This is a genomic window from Rhodanobacter sp. T12-5 (genome assembly GCF_008329435.1).
Lineage (GTDB): Bacteria > Pseudomonadota > Gammaproteobacteria > Xanthomonadales > Rhodanobacteraceae > Rhodanobacter.
On the sequence record NZ_NPKN01000002.1, the window covers coordinates 290,234 to 306,456 of the forward strand.

At 65.1% G+C, this 16,223-nt stretch carries 12 protein-coding genes and 1 tRNA gene; 6 read left to right on the forward strand and 7 right to left on the reverse strand.

Features of this window, described 5'->3' with window-relative positions; all coding sequences use genetic code 11:
- Positions 1–240: 240 nt before the first annotated feature.
- The 6 genes from CIW53_RS05450 to CIW53_RS05475 all read right to left on the reverse strand — a co-directional run bounded on the left by CIW53_RS05450 (position 241) and on the right by CIW53_RS05475 (position 5,876).
- Positions 241–333, reverse strand: a tRNA-Ser gene (locus CIW53_RS05450).
- Positions 334–407: 74 nt separating this feature from the next.
- The gene (gene csrA / locus CIW53_RS05455; protein ID WP_149363682.1) at positions 408–611 is read right to left on the reverse strand and encodes a carbon storage regulator CsrA; all 204 of its coding nucleotides are present in this window, start codon (positions 609–611) and stop codon (positions 408–410) included.
- Positions 612–882: 271 nt separating this feature from the next.
- Positions 883–3,525, reverse strand: a complete 2,643-nt coding sequence (gene alaS, locus CIW53_RS05460) for an alanine--tRNA ligase (protein WP_149363683.1) — start codon at positions 3,523–3,525, stop codon at positions 883–885.
- An 84-nt stretch (positions 3,526–3,609) separates the two neighbouring features.
- Positions 3,610–4,116: a regulatory protein RecX gene (locus CIW53_RS05465; RefSeq protein WP_242451781.1), complete on the reverse strand. Its 507-nt coding sequence runs from the start codon at positions 4,114–4,116 to the stop codon at positions 3,610–3,612.
- 65 nt (positions 4,117–4,181) lie between these two features.
- Positions 4,182–5,219: a recombinase RecA gene (recA, locus tag CIW53_RS05470; RefSeq protein WP_149363685.1), complete on the reverse strand. Its 1,038-nt coding sequence runs from the start codon at positions 5,217–5,219 to the stop codon at positions 4,182–4,184.
- Positions 5,220–5,369: 150 nt separating this feature from the next.
- Positions 5,370–5,876, reverse strand: a complete 507-nt coding sequence (locus CIW53_RS05475) for a CinA family protein (RefSeq protein ID WP_149363686.1) — start codon at positions 5,874–5,876, stop codon at positions 5,370–5,372.
- A 331-nt stretch (positions 5,877–6,207) separates the two neighbouring features.
- Between CIW53_RS05475 and CIW53_RS05480 the strand changes: the two genes are divergently transcribed.
- Both CIW53_RS05480 and CIW53_RS05485 read left to right on the forward strand, forming a co-directional pair.
- A complete protein-coding gene (locus CIW53_RS05480) occupies positions 6,208–6,675 on the forward strand; it encodes a hypothetical protein (protein WP_149363687.1) in 468 nt (155 codons plus the stop codon).
- 90 nt (positions 6,676–6,765) lie between these two features.
- On the forward strand, positions 6,766–8,436 hold the full coding sequence (locus tag CIW53_RS05485) for a diguanylate cyclase (protein WP_172969593.1): 1,671 nt from the start codon (positions 6,766–6,768) through the stop codon (positions 8,434–8,436).
- A 346-nt stretch (positions 8,437–8,782) separates the two neighbouring features.
- Here the strand turns inward: CIW53_RS05485 and CIW53_RS05490 are convergent, their stop codons facing one another.
- Complete coding sequence (locus CIW53_RS05490) at positions 8,783–9,679, reverse strand: LysR family transcriptional regulator (RefSeq protein ID WP_149363689.1); 897 nt, start codon at positions 9,677–9,679, stop codon at positions 8,783–8,785.
- A 197-nt stretch (positions 9,680–9,876) separates the two neighbouring features.
- Between CIW53_RS05490 and CIW53_RS05495 the strand changes: the two genes are divergently transcribed.
- The 4 genes from CIW53_RS05495 to cysD all read left to right on the forward strand — a co-directional run bounded on the left by CIW53_RS05495 (position 9,877) and on the right by cysD (position 16,218).
- Positions 9,877–10,902 (forward strand): L-threonylcarbamoyladenylate synthase, encoded by a 1,026-nt coding sequence (locus CIW53_RS05495; protein ID WP_149363690.1) that lies wholly within the window; start codon positions 9,877–9,879, stop codon positions 10,900–10,902.
- A gap of 395 nt (positions 10,903–11,297) precedes the next feature.
- Entirely contained in the window at positions 11,298–12,869 is a 1,572-nt protein-coding gene (locus CIW53_RS05500) for a proton-conducting transporter membrane subunit (RefSeq protein ID WP_149363691.1), read from the forward strand.
- Positions 12,870–12,892: 23 nt separating this feature from the next.
- On the forward strand, positions 12,893–15,325 hold the full coding sequence (locus CIW53_RS05505) for a DUF2309 domain-containing protein (protein WP_149363692.1): 2,433 nt from the start codon (positions 12,893–12,895) through the stop codon (positions 15,323–15,325).
- A complete protein-coding gene (gene cysD, locus CIW53_RS05510) occupies positions 15,322–16,218 on the forward strand; it encodes a sulfate adenylyltransferase subunit CysD (RefSeq protein ID WP_149363693.1) in 897 nt (298 codons plus the stop codon). The genes CIW53_RS05505 and cysD overlap by 4 nt, the downstream gene beginning before the upstream one ends.
- Positions 16,219–16,223: the final 5 nt, after the last annotated feature.

Here is a 16,223-nt window from a genome sequence, read left to right on the forward strand (position 1 = left end):
CGTCCACCACTTCTGTCCGCCAGATACGCAAAACGCCGCTTCGATGAGGTGCGAAGTGGCGTGAAGTCCGCGAGGGATTGTTCGGCCCATCCTTGGGCCGAACCCTTCCGCGCTGCGCGCTCCAGGGCCAGCCTGCGGCTGTCCAAATTCGTTCCAGACGAATTTGTCGAACGGTTGGTTCGTCCACCACCTCTCTCCGCCAGATACGCAAAACGCCCCTTGCGGGGCGCTTTGCGTATCTGGCGGAGAGAGAGGGATTCGAACCCTCGATCAGGTGTTTAGCCCGATACTCCCTTAGCAGGGGAGCCCCTTCGGCCACTCGGGCATCTCTCCGGGTTTTTTCCGCATTTCTGCGGAGCGGGCAAGGATACTAACCGGCGGGGTCGAGGTAAAGAAATAATTCGGGATCAGTGTTCTGCGGATTCGTCGGGGACGCTGCCGGCTTCACCTTCGCCTTTGATTCGCTGGTAGATTTCTTCGCGGTGGACGGCCACAGTCTTGGGTGCGTTGATGCCGATGCGCACCTGATTGCCCTTCACACCAAGAACGGTAACGGTCACCTCGTCGCCGATCATCAGGGTTTCGCCGACCCTGCGGGTCAGAATCAACATGATTTGCTACTCCATAAAATGCTGTTGGTCACAGGCCTGCAGATTGGCGGAGCCTCACCCCTGAGTCCGTCCTTCCACAGTTCGACGATTGATCCGCCGAAGGCCCTACCGCCTTCCCGGCTCACAGCCAAAACACTCCTGAGCGTCCTGACTGGCGACCCCAGCGTTTCCGCTGGTGCCGACACGAGGTCGATAGTAACTGAGCCCGATTGACCTACGCAACGTACCTGAATCGTGACAAATGGAGGGTTCAGGTTGTATACGGACAACGTCACTGGGTGGACACCCAATCCGGCAAAGCCGCCAGAATCGCAGGCAACTCGGGCGAGTCAGCCCCACCGCCCTGGGCCATGTCCGGGCGACCGCCCCCCTTGCCTCCGATCTGTGCCGCGACGTGCGCCACCACGCTGCCGGCCTTGATGCGCCCCAACGCTGCGCCATGCACGCCTGCGATCAGTGCGACCCGGCCATCGGATGCGCCGGCGAGCAGGACCACGCAGTCACCGAGCTGCTGCTTGAGTTGATCCACGCTGTCGCGCAGCGACTTGGCATCGAGTCCTTCCAGGCGTGCGGCAACAATCCGGATGCCGCCGACATCGGTGGCCGAAGACGCCAGCTCGGCGGTAGCGGAACCGGCGGCCTTGCTGCGCAAGGATTCCAGTTCGCGCTCGAGTTTTTTCTGGCGGTCGAACAGCTGGCGCAGCTTTTCCACCGCATCGTCGCCACTGCTGGACAACAATTGGGACAGCTCCCCGAGGCGTCGCTCCTCGTCGGCCACATACATCAGTGCACCGTCGCCGGTGACTGCTTCGATACGGCGCACGCCGGAGGCAACGCCGGCCTCGCTGACGATCTTGAACAGGCCGATGTCGCCGGTACGGCCGACGTGCGTACCGCCGCACAGTTCGGTGGAGAAGTCGCCCATCTTGAGCACACGCACTTCGTCGCCGTATTTTTCGCCGAACAATGCCATCGCACCGAAGTCGATGGCTTCGTCATAGGCCATGTTGCGTACCTCGGCGGTCGCGTTGCGACGAACTTCGGCATTAACCATGGACTCGACCCGAACCAGTTCGTCGTGGCTCATCGGCTTGAAGTGCGAGAAGTCGAAGCGCAGCCGCTCCGGCGCGACGAGCGAACCCTTCTGGGCGACATGGTCACCGAGCACCTTGCGCAACGCCGCGTGCAACAGATGGGTGGCCGAATGGTTGAGCACGATCGCCTGGCGGCGCGAGGCGTCGACCTGGACATCGACCGTGTCGCCGCTGCGCAACGGCTGTGCGCCATGCCAGCGGCCGGCGTGCCCGAAGAACACGCCGCCCATCTTCAGCGTGTCGCTGACTTCGAAACGGCCAGCCTCACTGGACAGCGTGCCGGTGTCGCCGACCTGGCCGCCCGACTCGGCGTAAAACGGTGTGCGATCGAGGATCAGCAGGCCCTCCTCTCCCTCGCCCAGCTGCTCGATCTGGTTGCCGCCGCGCACGATGCCCAGCACCTTGCTGCCGGTGCTTTGCAGTGCCTCGTAGCCAAGGAACACCGTGGGCTTGAGCTGGCTGGCCAGCTCGGCCGGCATCTGTCCCCTGGCCTCGAAACGGCCGGCGGCGCGGGCGCGCTCGCGCTGTTCGTTCATGGCCTGCTCGAAGCCGGCCATGTCGACCTCCAGCCCGCGCTCGCGCGCGATATCGGCGGTGAGGTCGACCGGGAAACCGTAGGTGTCGTAGAGGCGGAACGCGTCGACGCCGGGAATGGTTTTCCCCGACTTCGCCGCCCGGCTTTTATTGGCGATGTCGTCGAACAGGCGCATGCCGTGTTCCAGCGTCTCGCCGAAACGATGCTCTTCGGTACGCAGCGCGTCCTCGACGAACGCCTGCTTCGCCGGCAACTCAAGATAGGCCTCGCCCATTTCCTCGACCAGCGGCTGCACCATCTTCCAGAAGAAGTCGCCGCGCACGCCGAGCATCCAGCCGTGGCGCAGGGCGCGGCGGATGATCCGGCGCAGCACGTAGCCGCGGCCTTCGTTGGATGGCAGCACGCCGTCGACGATCAGGAAGGAACAAGCGCGGATGTGGTCGGCGATCACGCGCAGCGACTTGTTGCCCAGATCCTTCGTGCCGGTCAGCTCGCCGGCGACACGGATCAGGTGTGCGAACAGGTCGATCTCGTAGTTCGAATGCTTGTGCTGCAGCACCGCGGCAAGGCGCTCCAGGCCCATGCCGGTGTCCACGCACGGCGCCGGCAACGGGCTCAGCGTGCCGTCGGGCGCGCGGTCGAACTGCATGAACACCAGGTTCCAGATCTCGATATAGCGGTCGCCGTCCTCGTCCGGCGAACCTGGCGGGCCGCCGGCGATCTCCGCGCCATGGTCGTAGAAGATCTCGGTGCACGGACCGCACGGGCCGGTGTCGGCCATCTGCCAGAAATTGTCGGACGCATACGGCGCGCCCTTGTTGTCGCCGATGCGCACGATGCGTGCGGCCGGCACGCCGATCTGCTTGTGCCAGATGTCGAAGGCTTCGTCGTCGGTGTGGTAGACGGTGACCCACAGCTTGTCCGCCGGCAGTTTGAAGACTTCGGTCAGCAGCTCCCATGCGTAGGCGATCGCGTCGCGCTTGAAGTAGTCGCCGAACGACCAGTTGCCCAGCATCTCGAAGAAGGTGTGGTGGCGTGCCGTGTAACCCACCGCATCGAGGTCGTTGTGCTTGCCGCCGGCGCGCAGGCAACGCTGCACATCAGCCGCGCGCACGTAGCCCGGCTTCTCGCTGCCCAGGAATACGTTCTTGAATTGCACCATGCCGGAGTTGGTGAACAGCAGGGTCGGATCGCTGGACGGCACCAGCGAGCTCGACGGCACGATGGTGTGATCCTTGGAGCGGAAGTAATCGAGAAAGGCGGAACGGATTTCGGAGGTTTTCATGCGGATCAAGAGTGGCTGGCGGCAAGAGGCCACACCGCGGCCCAGCCACACGACGGATCGCCCCCTTGTCCCGGATGCGGGATTTCAGGGAATGTCGTCGGCAGCTTCGTCCACATCGGCGTGGGTAACACTCCGTACTGTGGCGGCGGCAAAGCCGCGGCGCAAGAGGAATTGCGCTCGGCGGGCGCGTTCGGCAGGATCACTCGTGCCTGCGCTGCCATAGCGGCGGCGCAACTGCGTGGCGGCCGAAGCGTCCCAGTCGACCTCGGTCTCGTCCAACAATTCACGGATGCGCGCGTCGGCCAGGCCGTGGCTTTTCAGCTCCACGCGCAGGCGCACCGGGCCGTAGCCCTGGGCGATCCGGCTGCGCAGCAGCACCTCGGCGAAACGGTCGTCGTCCTGGTAGTGCTGATCGCCCAGGCGATCGATGGCGGCTGTGGTTTCCTCACCTTCGTAGCCACCCTGGCGCAGCTTGGTCTTCAGCTCCTTGCGGGAATGCTCGCGTCGTGCCAGCAGGCCCAGTGCCTTGTCATAGGCACTGCGCTTCGGCTTGGCCGTGTCACCCGGGCCGGGGCGGCGCTTCATGACCATGCAAACGTACATGGCCCGGGCAAGCCGGGCCATGTTTTCCACGGGGAGCCGTCAGCGGCCACCAATCACGCTTCCTCGAGCGCCTCTTCCGCAGCGGCGGCGGCCGGCTTGCCGACCGGCACCAGCAGACGCTCGCGCAGCTGCCTGTCGATCTCGTTGGTGATCTCCGGGTGTTCGCGCAGAAACTGGCGCACGTTCTCCTTGCCCTGGCCGATGCGGTCGCCGTTGTAGCTGTACCAGGCGCCGGACTTGTCGATCAGGTTCTGCGCCACGCCCAGCTCGATGATCTCGCCTTCGCGCGAAGTGCCCTCGCCGTAGAGGATCTCGAACTCGCACTGGCGGAACGGCGGCGCCACCTTGTTCTTGACCACCTTGACGCGGGTTTCCGAGCCGATGATCTCGTCGCCGCGCTTGACGGCGCCGATGCGGCGGATATCCAGGCGCACCGAGGCGTAGAACTTCAGCGCATTGCCCCCGGTGGTGGTTTCCGGGCTGCCGAACATCACGCCGATCTTCATGCGGATCTGGTTGATGAAGATCACCAGGGTGCCGGACTTCTTGATGTTGGCGGTGAGCTTGCGCAGCGCCTGGCTCATCAGGCGCGCATGCAGGCCGACGTGGGAGTCGCCCATCTCGCCCTCGATTTCCGCCTTCGGCGTCAGCGCGGCGACCGAGTCGACCACGACCATGTCGACCGCGCCCGAGCGCACCAGCATGTCGGCGATTTCCAGCGCCTGCTCGCCGGTGTCCGGCTGCGACACCAGCAGGTCGTCGACCTTGACGCCGAGCTTCTCGGCATAGGTCGGATCGAGCGCATGCTCGGCGTCGATGAAGGCCGCGGTGCCGCCGGCACGCTGGCAACTGGCGATCGCCTGCAGGGTCATGGTGGTCTTGCCGGACGACTCCGGCCCGTAGATCTCGACGACGCGGCCACGCGGCAGACCTCCGACACCGAGGGCGATGTCCAGCCCCAGTGATCCGGTGGAAACCGTCTCGATGGCTTCGTTGACGCGATCGCCCATGCGCATGATGGCGCCCTTGCCGAACTGCTTTTCGATCTGGCCGAGGGCGGAGGTGAGCGCCTTGCGCTTGTTGTCATCCATCGTATGTATTCCGGTTGGGCTGTGAATAGGTTGCATGATGCGCGGATCGAATCTCACCGGTTGCGATCAGGATGGTCCGAACGGGAGCGATCAACGGCAACCCGGCCAGTATCCCACACCGGTCAAGTCGAACTGGCGGCCGCCGGCGCATCATTCCGTCAGCGTTTTGCGCAAGCCGATGAGCGCCGCCGCCACGGTCTGCCGGCGCACCGCCTCGCGACCGCCCGGAAAATGGAACAGTTGCGCGTGCCCGTAGCCGCCGCGGCGCTTCCAGCCGATCCACACCGTGCCGACCGGCTTGTCCGGCATGCCGCCCGATGGCCCGGCGATCCCGGTCACCGCTACCGCCACCCCCGCACCGAAACGCGCCAGTGCGCCAGACACCATCTCCAGCACGGTTTCCTCGCTGACCGCCCCGGAATGTTCCAGCGTGCCAGGGTTGACTCCCAACAGGGCTTCTTTGGCCTCGTAGCTGTAAGCCACCACGCCGGCATGGAACCAGGCCGAACTGCCCGGCAGATCGGTCAGCGTCTTGGCCACCCAGCCGCCGCTGCATGACTCGGCAGTGACCAGCATCAGCCTGCGCTGCATGACTTCGCTGGCCACCTCGTCGGCCAGTGCCAGCAACTCGGCATCAGTGGGGAAAAATGACTCCATTGCGGTACTCCCGGACTCGAATGAACACCGAGAGGTTGTGAGTTTCAACCTCTCACGCCGGCCAGGGACGGCCGAACGAGGCCGGACATGTGCCGGACTCGCGATACAAGAAAACCACAGGAAGTGGATTTCTTCACAAGCTCTGAACGTTGCGCCACGCGCAAGGCCACCGTTCTACCTGCTCCGCATCCTTACGCCAAGGCCTTCTGGCGACAGTCGACGGTGGCAAGAGTCCGGCTCACGCCAGATTCACGGTCGGTTCGCCGCAATAACGGGCCGGCGTCCATGCGATACCCATTTTCACCAAACGGAAGCATGCCGACGAGCAACATTGAAGACTCCGCATCTGCGGGAAGTCATCGGATCACGGATGCAGCCTGAAGCCCCAAACATCACGACGTTTGTGCAGCTTGCGGCAAGGGACGCGGATGCCTCGCGGATCGCCGAAGCCGCCGTCGCGCAATGGAGCAATATCGATGCGGCGCTGTCCCCGATCATCGGCCAGTCCGGAGTCGCAGCCCTGTTCAAGCGCAGCCTGCGCCTGACCGGCGTCAATTACCCCCGCCTGCACGCGCTGTCCGAAAGTACGTTGCGACCTGGCGACCATCCCGGACTGCGTGCGGCATTGTCACAAGAAACCGCTTTGGATGCGGCAGCGGCCAGCGATGCCCTGCTGCGGACGTTCCACGAACTTCTCGCCAACCTGATCGGCGACTCGCTTGCCGAGCGCCTGCTTCGATCGGCATGGAACCTTCCCTCCATCGAAAACGGCCATGCCGCGCGGGAGCCGGCGCCATGATCGACGTCGCCATTCATCGCCTGCAGGCGAATGCGGCGGAACCGGACAACGTGTCCGGCAGGCGCGACTAAACAGCCGATGGCACTCTCGATGAATAAGCCACTATGCCAACACCCTTCGCCGAGCGACCGGCAAGACGATTCCGAAGTGGCCGCGGCGAAGGAGACGCTGCAGCTGCTCAATGAACAGGCCGAGGAACTGCGCGCCCACCTGACCACATTGCGGCAGAGCCTGCGCGAGATACGGCGGGATTTCAGCGAGAACCAGGCCGCCCAGCTCAGGGAGGCCAATGAGGAACTCGTGCTCGCCGCACTGCACGCGAACACGATCGCCGAATCCGCCATGACCAACCTGAATCAGCTGACGCGGATCAGCCAGCGCGATGCGGTGACCGGCATGCCCAACCGTGCGCTGATCCTCGACCGGCTGGAAAACGCCATTGCCGTGGCCCGCCGTCGCGGCACGCGCATCGCGGTGGTTTTCATCGACCTCGATCATTTCAAACCGATCAACGACCTGCTCGGCCATGCCGGCGGCGACGAGGTGCTGCAACTGGTGGCACAACGCCTGCAATCGGTCGTGCGCGAATCGGACACGATCAGCCGCTACGGCGGCGACGAATTCCTGGTCCTCCTGACCGACGCATCGCAACCTTCCGACGTGGCCCTGATCGTCGGCAAGATGCTGGCGGCGCTGGCCACCCCGAGCAGCATCGGCGGCCACACGCTTCGCGTGTCCGCGAGCGTGGGCATCACCGTCTTTCCGGAGGACGGCGAGGATCCGGTGACCCTGATCAATCGCGCGGATGCGGCGATGTACCGCGTCAAACGCGCCGGCGGCGGCGATTTCGAGTTCCATCGCGAAGACGTGCCGAGCGAGCATCCGCGCGAACCCTACGCCATCGACGTGTCGGAGTTGCCGGTTACCCGCTACGAATTCGTGCCGACCGCTCCCGAATCCGGTCTGCAGGATCTGCAAATGGCCAACAAGCAACTGGTCATAAACGCACTGACCGCACAGCAATCGGAGACCGACGCGAGGCAAGCGCAGCGTTGCCAGATCGAGTTCATGGCAATGGTGGCGCATGAACTGCGCAGCCCGCTGACTCCGATCCGGATCGCCGCAGGCTTGCTGACACGGCGCAGTGCGGCAGGGGAAATGTCGTTCGAACGGCTGCAAGTCATCATCGAGCAGCAAGTGGCCCACATGTCGAGACTCATCGACGACCTGCTGGAAGGCTCGCGTGCCAGCATCGGCAAGCTTCGGCTCGAACGCGGCATGGTCGACCTGATCGGCATTCTTTCGCTGGCGGTGAAAACATGTCAGCCGGCGATGGACATCCGAACGCAGCAGCTGAATGTGCAGCTGCCGACCGGCCCGCTGAATTTTTTCGGCGACCCGGTGCGGCTGACGCAAATTTTCTGCAACCTGCTCGACAACGCCTCCAAGTACACGCCTGCCGGTGGCGAGATCACGCTTGCGCTGGAAGAATCGGAACGTACGGTGAAGATCACCGTCGCCGACAACGGCACCGGCATCGCGGCCGAAATGCTGCCCACCATCTTCGACCTCTTCGTGCAGGATCCGAACGCCAAGGCGTCATCGCTGGGCGGGCTGGGCATCGGACTGGCCGTGGTGCGCAACCTGGTCGAGGCACATGGCGGCCGCGTCACCGTCCACAGCGCCGGCAAGAATCTCGGCTCCGAATTCGTGGTGACACTGCCGCTCTGGCTGAAGTCGCCGGCAGAGCCGGCGCGCTGACGCTTTTTCGCACCGCCGCCTGCGGAAAGGTTGGGCCAAACATGCATGTCTCCGTGGTCGCACGGGGCTCTCCTTGCAGGTCGGCGCGGGGCCGAGCTTCGAGGCAGTGGCGTTACCGCGGCAGACCTGGGCCGGCAACTTTCGTGCGGCCGGCCATTCCGACAGCTCCATCGCGGCGTCCCCCGAAATGCTCGACGGGTTCAATGACGGGCGGGTAGCGTTCGAAGGTGACCACACGACACGGCATGGCCAGGTCGGACTGACAGCGCTGCAGCTTTTCTCGCTCGTGCCAGGTACCAGGCACTCAAGCCGAAACCGCACGGCGTTTCCACAGTTACATCCGACGCTACTCTTCCACGTGCGAGAGCACGCGTTCGTGCCGGATCAGTTCGCGGACGAGTGGATTGGGGAAACGCCGATCGAGCGTCACCGCGTAGAACATCTCGATGATGCCATCCAGCGGATGGCCTTCGATCAACACGCCCGCGGTGATCTCGTCGGTGACGACGATGGCGGGCAACACGGCCAATCCGATGTCGGCGCGCGCGAGCAGGCGCAACATGGCCATGTCATCCACTTCGGCCGCGATCTGCGGATGTATTCCCATGCGATCCATCATGGCGTCGAAGCCGGTGCGAATGCTGGTGTCCTTGCTGGGCACGATCACCGGATGTTTTTTCAGCCGTTCGGCAAGGGACAGGCGCCTGCGCAGGCGTCTGGGCGTTCCGATCAGGCTGACCGCCCGTTCGGACAGCCTGTGGAAAACAAAGGGGTTCAACGTATCCTGGGTCGGCGACTGGGTCACCAACACGATGTCCAGGCTCAACGACTGCAGTGCCGTCAGCAGATCGGTCGGACTACCCGAGCGAACGACGACCTGGATGTCTTCGCGTCCAAGCACCGGCTGCAGGAATTCCAGCTGGAAGTTGCGCGACAAGGTGGCCTGCACGCCCACGCGCAAGACTTGCCGACTGGTTCGTGCATTCTGCAGGGTGCCGAGCAGCTCGTCGCCGGTGGCGAAAATGGCGTCCGCGTGATCAAGGGTGATGCGGCCCACCTCGGTCAGATGCAGTTTCCGCCCCTGCCGCTCGAACAGCGCATGGCCCAGGCGATCCTCCAGTTTGCGGATCTGCACGGACAGCGCCGATTGAGTCAGGTTCAGGCGCGCAGCGGTACGAGTCAGGTTGCCATCGTGCGCCACGGCCCAGAAATAGCGCAGGTGGTTGTAATTGAGCGTCACCATGACGTTCGATTTTAGCGAACTTCATCAAGTAGACAATGAATTTTTCTTTGCCATAAGCCGTTGTTACGCTCGAGTGCTGGTTCAACCGTGGAGACTCCCTTGCGACCGCACCAACCGCCCTTCCCCGCGGCATCAGCTGCCAGCGCAAGTCACCGTCATCGCGCGCTGGAGCGGTGTTGCGGAAGGAAGCTGGCACGATGAACGATCCGGGATCTCGACTGACCACGGATGTCGAGCGTGCCGTGCAGGTCTTGCGCGACGGCGGTCTGGTCGCCATCCCCACCGAAACGGTCTATGGCCTTGCTGCCGACGCACGGCAGCCGGCTGCGGTGGCACGCATCTTCACCTGCAAGCAGCGCCCGGCCGATCATCCGCTGATCGTGCACATCCATCGGCCGGAGCAAATCCCGGACTGGACGTTGCAGATACCTTCCGCCGCCCGGCAGTTGGCTGAAGCCTTCTGGCCGGGCCCCTTGACCCTGGTGTTGCCGCGCCGGCCGGAGGTAGCCGACGGCGTCACCGGCGGCCTGCCCACCGTGGCACTGCGGGTGCCTGCCCACCCGCTGGCGCGGCAGCTGCTGGCCCGGTTCGATGGCGGACTGGCCGCGCCCTCGGCCAATCGCCACGGCCGCGTCAGTCCGACCACCGCGCAGCATGTCTGGTCGGAACTGGGCGATGCAGTCGACCTGTTGCTGGACGGCGGCCCCTGTCGTGTCGGGATCGAATCGACCATCGTGGAATTCGTTGATGGCGGTCTGCGCGTGCTCCGGCCCGGTGCCATTACGGCGGACGATCTGCAACGCGTCACCGGAATCACCCCGTCGATCCGCACCGGTGCGGACGTACGCGCTCCAGGGGCGATGACCTCGCATTACGCACCCCGAGCCAAAGTGGTGCTGGTGGACGCCGACTGCGTGTTGCCCGAACTGGCTGGATGGTCGGCCCGCGGTGCGCGCGTTGGCGTGCTCTGTGCGCACCGCCCCGACGACCTGGCCGCTGACGTGCCTTGGCTGTCGCTGGGCTCGGCGACGGAACAACAGGCGCGGCAACTGTATGCCCGCCTGCGCCAAGCCGATGAACTGGGCCTGGACATTCTGGTTGCCGTGCCACCGCCGGATGCAGGACTGGGGCTTGCGCTGCGCGATCGTCTGCGCCGCGCAGCAGGCCTCGGCGACGGGCGCCTGTTTGTTGCCGATGCGTCCCGTCGGCCTTCCCGAGACTGATTGCTCGCCACTGCCGATTGCGTCAAAGCGAACCGCTTGGACTGCACACGTGCATCGACGCTGTCACCGACATGTGCACGCGACATCCTGCCGCCGGACTTTTGTCGCTGCAGCGCTGGAGTTGATGGGCACTTGAGGTTTGCGCACCGCGCCGTGTTGTGCGGTGCCCGCGCTGCGACGCCCACCCTGACCCAGGTCTGCGTGCGCCGACCAGCCCGGCCAGGAACGAGCCCAGCGATCTTCGCGCAACAACGGTCGACGTGCGACGTGCGACGTGCCACCGCACGATGATTCGTTTTCATGAAACGAATTGAATAGAACAATGCATTTTTATCTTGATTGACTGATCACTACCGTGTTCGCCCATCGAATCATCCCGTCGAAGGAGACACGCCTTGTCAGCCTATCTGGTTCCACTTGCGGCACCGTTGCCTATGCTGGTCGCTGCCGTCGCTTGTGCGTTGGGCCCAGGGCAGCGTCCCCGCCGAATGGTCCGGTTCGCCGAAATCTGCACCCTGCTGTCATTGCTGACTGCGCTCGGTGCGCTGTTGGTTCTGATCCGGCAAGGCGCAGGTGACAGTACCTTGCTGGGCAGCGCCGGCATCGGGTTGTCGGCACGACTGGATGCGGTGAGCGCCAGCATGCTGCTGCTGGTCAGCTTCGTCGGCTGGATCGTGGTTCGCTACAGCCGCACCTACATGGATGGCGAACGCCGCCAGGGTGCCTTCACCGCATGGCTTTGCGCCTTGCTGGCGGCGGTTTTGCTGCTGGTATCTGCAGGCAACCTGGTGCAGTTGACGGTGGCCTGGATCGCCATCAGCCTCACCCTGCGCCGCTTGCTGCTGTTCTATCCCGAGCGCCGGACGGCGCAGCGTGCCGCACGCAAGAAACTGGTCTTTGCGACGCTGGGCGCGGCGGCCCTGATCCTTGCTGCGGCCGTGCTTGCCTGGGGTTACGGCACCACGGATATCGGCGCGATCAATGCGGCGGCCCGGGCCGGAAATGCTCCCGGCCTGGTGCTTCCGGCCGCCATGGCGCTGGCGATGGCCGCATTGCTGAAGTCCGCACAATTTCCCACGCATGGCTGGCTGACCGAAGTGATGGAGGCACCGACGCCGGTCTCCGCCCTGCTGCATGCCGGCGTGATCAACGCCGGCGGCTTTCTGCTGATCCGTTTCGCCGATGTGATGCTGCTGGCCCCTGGCGTGCTGGCGGCACTGGCAATGCTTGGCGGTTTCACCGCGATCTTCGGTGCCCTGGTCATGCTGACCCAGCCGGCCGTGAAAACATCGCTTGCCTACTCGACGGTGGCACAGATGGGATTCATGACCTTGCAGTGCGGCCTGGGGTTGTTCCCGCTGGCGCTGCTGCACATCATCGCGCACTCGCTGTACAAGGCGCACTCGTTCCTCGCTTCAGGCGGTGCGGTCGAGCAGGTCACGGCTACCCGGCGACCGGGCCCGGTCGCGGTGCCGGATGGCGCTGCCGTCGGCCGCGCGTTCACGCTTGCGCTCGTCATCTATGCGGTCATCGGCACCGGCTTCGGCCTGCTGTTCGGGCTGCAGCATGAATCGGTCCAGGCGCTGGCGCTGGGTGCCATCCTGATCTTCGGCGTGGCCTATCTGCTGGCACAGGGGCTGGCGGATGCCGCACCGCGCGCACTGACGCGCAAGACAGTGCTTTATTCCGCTGCCGCAGCGATCGGTTACTTCACGCTGCAGATCGCCGCCAGCTGGGCAACCTGGGGCACCCTGCCGGCCACGCCGGCACCGGACCGACTCACCTGGACGCTGATGACGCTGGCCGTGCTGAGCTTCGGTACGGTCGCCGTGGCACAGGCACTGTTGCCACTGTGGGCCGATCACCCGGCCGCACGCGGAGTGCGCGTGCATCTGTCAAACGGCCTCTACGTGAACGCCGTGCTTGAGCGAATGCTCGGCGGCTGGTCGGTGCGCAAAACCCCATGACCACTTTCGACAGGAATACCTGCATGTCCACGTGCACCGAAGAAGGCGCCATATCCCATGCCGAATCCGCGCTGGCGGCAGCCCGCCAGGCGGCGGCGCTGATCCCGCCACTGTGGCCGCTGGCTTCCAGCGTCGCGGTCAACCCCTATCTCGGCCATACCGACGAACCGCTGGCATTCGCCGCCGCTCGCCTGCGTCGCGCCGCCGGCGTTCGCAGCACGATGTCCCGAGATTGGTATGCGCGACACCTGCATGAGGGCAGGATCAGCGACGACGATCTGGCCGCCGCACTCGACGCGGTGTGGACGACAGCGAACCTGCCCAGCGTCGCGCAGCTCAAGGCGCTCATGGCGATCGACGCGCCCGCCCCGCGCGCGCTGCCCCGCGTGGCCGATCTGGTTGCCGACTGCAGCGGGATCGACTGGTCCGGCATCGTGACCGAGCGCATCAGTCACTGGGCCGCCGATTACTTCGATCAGGGCCAGGCGCTGTGGGCTGGCACGAAGCAACCGCATGCCTATGCGGCTTGGCGCAGCGTCGCCAGCCTGGATTTGACGCCGGAAATTGCCGGGCTCAAGCACTTTGCCTCGGACGTGGCGCGCTTGCCTGATGTCGCCGCCGATGCGCTGACCGCATGTTCACGCCAGCTCGGTATCACGGCGCAGGCCATGCCTGCCTATTTCCACCGCTTGCTGGTCGGCATGGGTGGCTGGTCGCAAATGGCCCGCTATCGTCAGTGGCAGGCCGAACTGGCGGGGAAGCACGACAACACGCTCATCGAGCTGCTGGCGATTGCCCTGGTCTGGGAAGTGGCTTTGCACAAGCAGTACGCCAGCGCGATCGAGATGCCATGGAGGCGTGCCCAGGCGTTCTTCGGGGAACCTCTGCAGCCGACCCGCGACGAGCTGCTCGACGCCGTTTTTCAGGAGGCTTTCGAGCGTGGCGAGCAACGCCGACTCGCCGAGGCCATGGCCGTCGAGGTGGCGGCGCAACGCCCCGGGCAGGCCGCGCTGCAAGTGGCGTTCTGCATCGATGTGCGCTCGGAAGTCTTCCGTCGCGCGCTGGAGAGCGTGGATCCGTCGATCCGGACCATCGGCCTTGCCGGCTTCTTCGGCATCGGGGTGGCCTACCGTCGCCACGCATCGGATGTAGTGGAGCCGCGCCTGCCGGTACTGCTCCACCCGCAGTGGCATGCCCGGGCAGGCGGCCACGACGCCGCCAGTGTGCAGCGCGACCGCAGCGTCCGCATCCAGCGACGCGCCACGCGGGCATGGGGCCGATTCAAGCTGGCGGCAATCTCGTCGTTTGCATTCGTCGAGGCCACCGGACCGGTCTACATCGCCAAGCTGATCCGTGACGCCCTGGCGCTGCGCCGCGCATCGAAAGCCGGCGATCCCGCTCCGCAAATGGATCCGCAGCCCGCACTGGACGACCGCATCGCGCTGGCCGAAGGTGCACTGCGATCCATGTCGCTGACGGGCCACTTCGCGCGGCTCGTGGTGCTCGCAGGCCACGGCGCGAAGGTCGTCAACAATCCTCACGCCAGTGGACTCCACTGCGGTGCCTGCGGCGGCAACTCGGGCGAGGCCAACGCCCGCCTGATGGTGCAACTGCTCAACGACAAGGCCGTTCGTGCCGGGCTCGTGCAGCGCGGCATCGCCATTCCTGCCGATACCGTGTTTGCCGCCGGCCTGCACCTCACCACAACCGACACGCTGACCTTGTTCGACCTGGAACAGCTGCCGGACACGCATGCGGACGATGTGGCCCGGGCCGTACGCTGGTTTGCCACTGCCGGTGCGCTGGCGCGCGCCGAGCGCGTATGGCGGCTGCCCGGTGCCGTGCGAGCGGCCGACGTTTTCCAGCGCGCCCGCAACTGGGCCGAGGTACGTCCCGAATGGGCACTGGCCGGATGTCAGTCGTTCATCGTCGCGCCACGCCATCGCACCGCCACGCGCGACCTCGGTGGCCGCGCCTTCCTGCACGATTACGACTGGCGCAACGACGAAGGCTTCGCGCTGCTCGAGGTGATCCTCACCGCCCCGGTGGTGGTCGCCAGCTGGATCAGCCTGCAGTACTACGGTTCCAGCGTGGCACCGGACCTGTTCGGCGCGGGCAACAAGCTGCTGCACAACGTCACCGGCGGTATCGGGGTGGTCGAAGGCAACGGCGGCCTGCTGCGCGCGGGCCTGCCCTGGCAATCGGTACACGATGGCGAGCGGCTGGTGCATCAGCCACTGCGGATGTCGGTGCTGGTGGATGCCCCGCGCGAGGCGATCAGCGCGATCCTGCAGCGTCATCCCGATCTATGCCGCTTGTTCCAGCACCATTGGATGCATCTGTTCGCGTTGGACGAACATGGCCGAATGGCATGGCGTCACGAGGGCGAACGGGGCTGGCAGACGATGCCGGCACAAACCGTCACGCCATCGAGGTCGGAGCCTGCGCTGGCATGAAGGCACTGCCGGCACACCTGGCCGCGCTGGAAACCGAGGCCATCCACATCCTGCGCGAGGGCGTGGCCGAGGCGCGCCACCCGGTACTGCTGTTTTCCGGCGGCAAGGACTCCACCGTACTGGCCCATCTGGCCCGGCGCGCCTTCTACCCGGCGCCCCCGCCGTTGCCACTGCTGCACATCGACTCGACCTGGGAATTTGCCGAGGTACTGGCGTTCCGCGATGCCTTTGCTGCGGCATACGGTTTCCGCTTGCTGGTGCATGCCAACGAGCAGGGCCGTGCGCAATCCATCAATCCGTTCGAGAACGGTGATGTCTACACCACCCTGATGCGAACCGAACCGCTGAAACAGGCGCTGCGTGACGGCGGCTACGACGTCATCTTCGGCGGCGCTCGTCGCGATGAAGAGGCCAGTCGTGCCAAGGAACGCATGGTCTCCGTGCGCAACCCGAGCCAGGGCTGGGAGCCACGGTCGCAACGTCCTGAACTGTGGCGGTGCCTCAACTGGCGACGGGCCCGGGGGGAGACGATCCGCGCATTTCCTCTCTCCAACTGGACCGAGCACGATTTGTGGACCTGGATCCTCCTGCGCCGCATTGAACTGGCGCCGCTATACCTGGCACGTGAGCGTTCGGTGGTCGTGCGCGACGGTCAGCGCATCGTCGTCGATGACCCGCAACGCATGCACTGGCGGCCAGGAGAACACGCCAGCGTGGAAAGAGTGCGCTTCCGCACCCTCGGCTGCTGGCCAGTGACTGCCGCGCAACTTTCCGATGCACGAACCATGGCCGAAGTCGCCGCCGAAACACTGTCGGCGCGCACGTCCGAGCGCATCGGCCGGATCAGTGACGAAGGCTCGCTCGAACGACAGAAACGGGAGGGCTACTTTTGATGGCG

Excerpts from the sequence above, each read along its gene's own strand:
- csrA (WP_149363682.1), bottom strand. The coding sequence starts at position 611 with ATGTTGATTCTGACCCGCAGGGTCGGCGAAACCCTGATGATCGGCGAC.
- alaS (WP_149363683.1), bottom strand. The coding sequence starts at position 3,525 with ATGAAAACCTCCGAAATCCGTTCCGCCTTTCTCGATTACTTCCGCTCC.
- CIW53_RS05465 (WP_242451781.1), bottom strand. The coding sequence starts at position 4,116 with ATGGTCATGAAGCGCCGCCCCGGCCCGGGTGACACGGCCAAGCCGAAG.
- recA (WP_149363685.1), bottom strand. The coding sequence starts at position 5,219 with ATGGATGACAACAAGCGCAAGGCGCTCACCTCCGCCCTCGGCCAGATC.
- CIW53_RS05475 (WP_149363686.1), bottom strand. The coding sequence starts at position 5,876 with ATGGAGTCATTTTTCCCCACTGATGCCGAGTTGCTGGCACTGGCCGAC.
- CIW53_RS05485 (WP_172969593.1), top strand. The coding sequence starts at position 6,766 with ATGAATAAGCCACTATGCCAACACCCTTCGCCGAGCGACCGGCAAGAC.
- CIW53_RS05490 (WP_149363689.1), bottom strand. The coding sequence starts at position 9,679 with ATGGTGACGCTCAATTACAACCACCTGCGCTATTTCTGGGCCGTGGCG.
- CIW53_RS05495 (WP_149363690.1), top strand. The coding sequence starts at position 9,877 with ATGAACGATCCGGGATCTCGACTGACCACGGATGTCGAGCGTGCCGTG.
- CIW53_RS05505 (WP_149363692.1), top strand. The coding sequence starts at position 12,893 with ATGTCCACGTGCACCGAAGAAGGCGCCATATCCCATGCCGAATCCGCG.
- cysD (WP_149363693.1), top strand. The coding sequence starts at position 15,322 with ATGAAGGCACTGCCGGCACACCTGGCCGCGCTGGAAACCGAGGCCATC.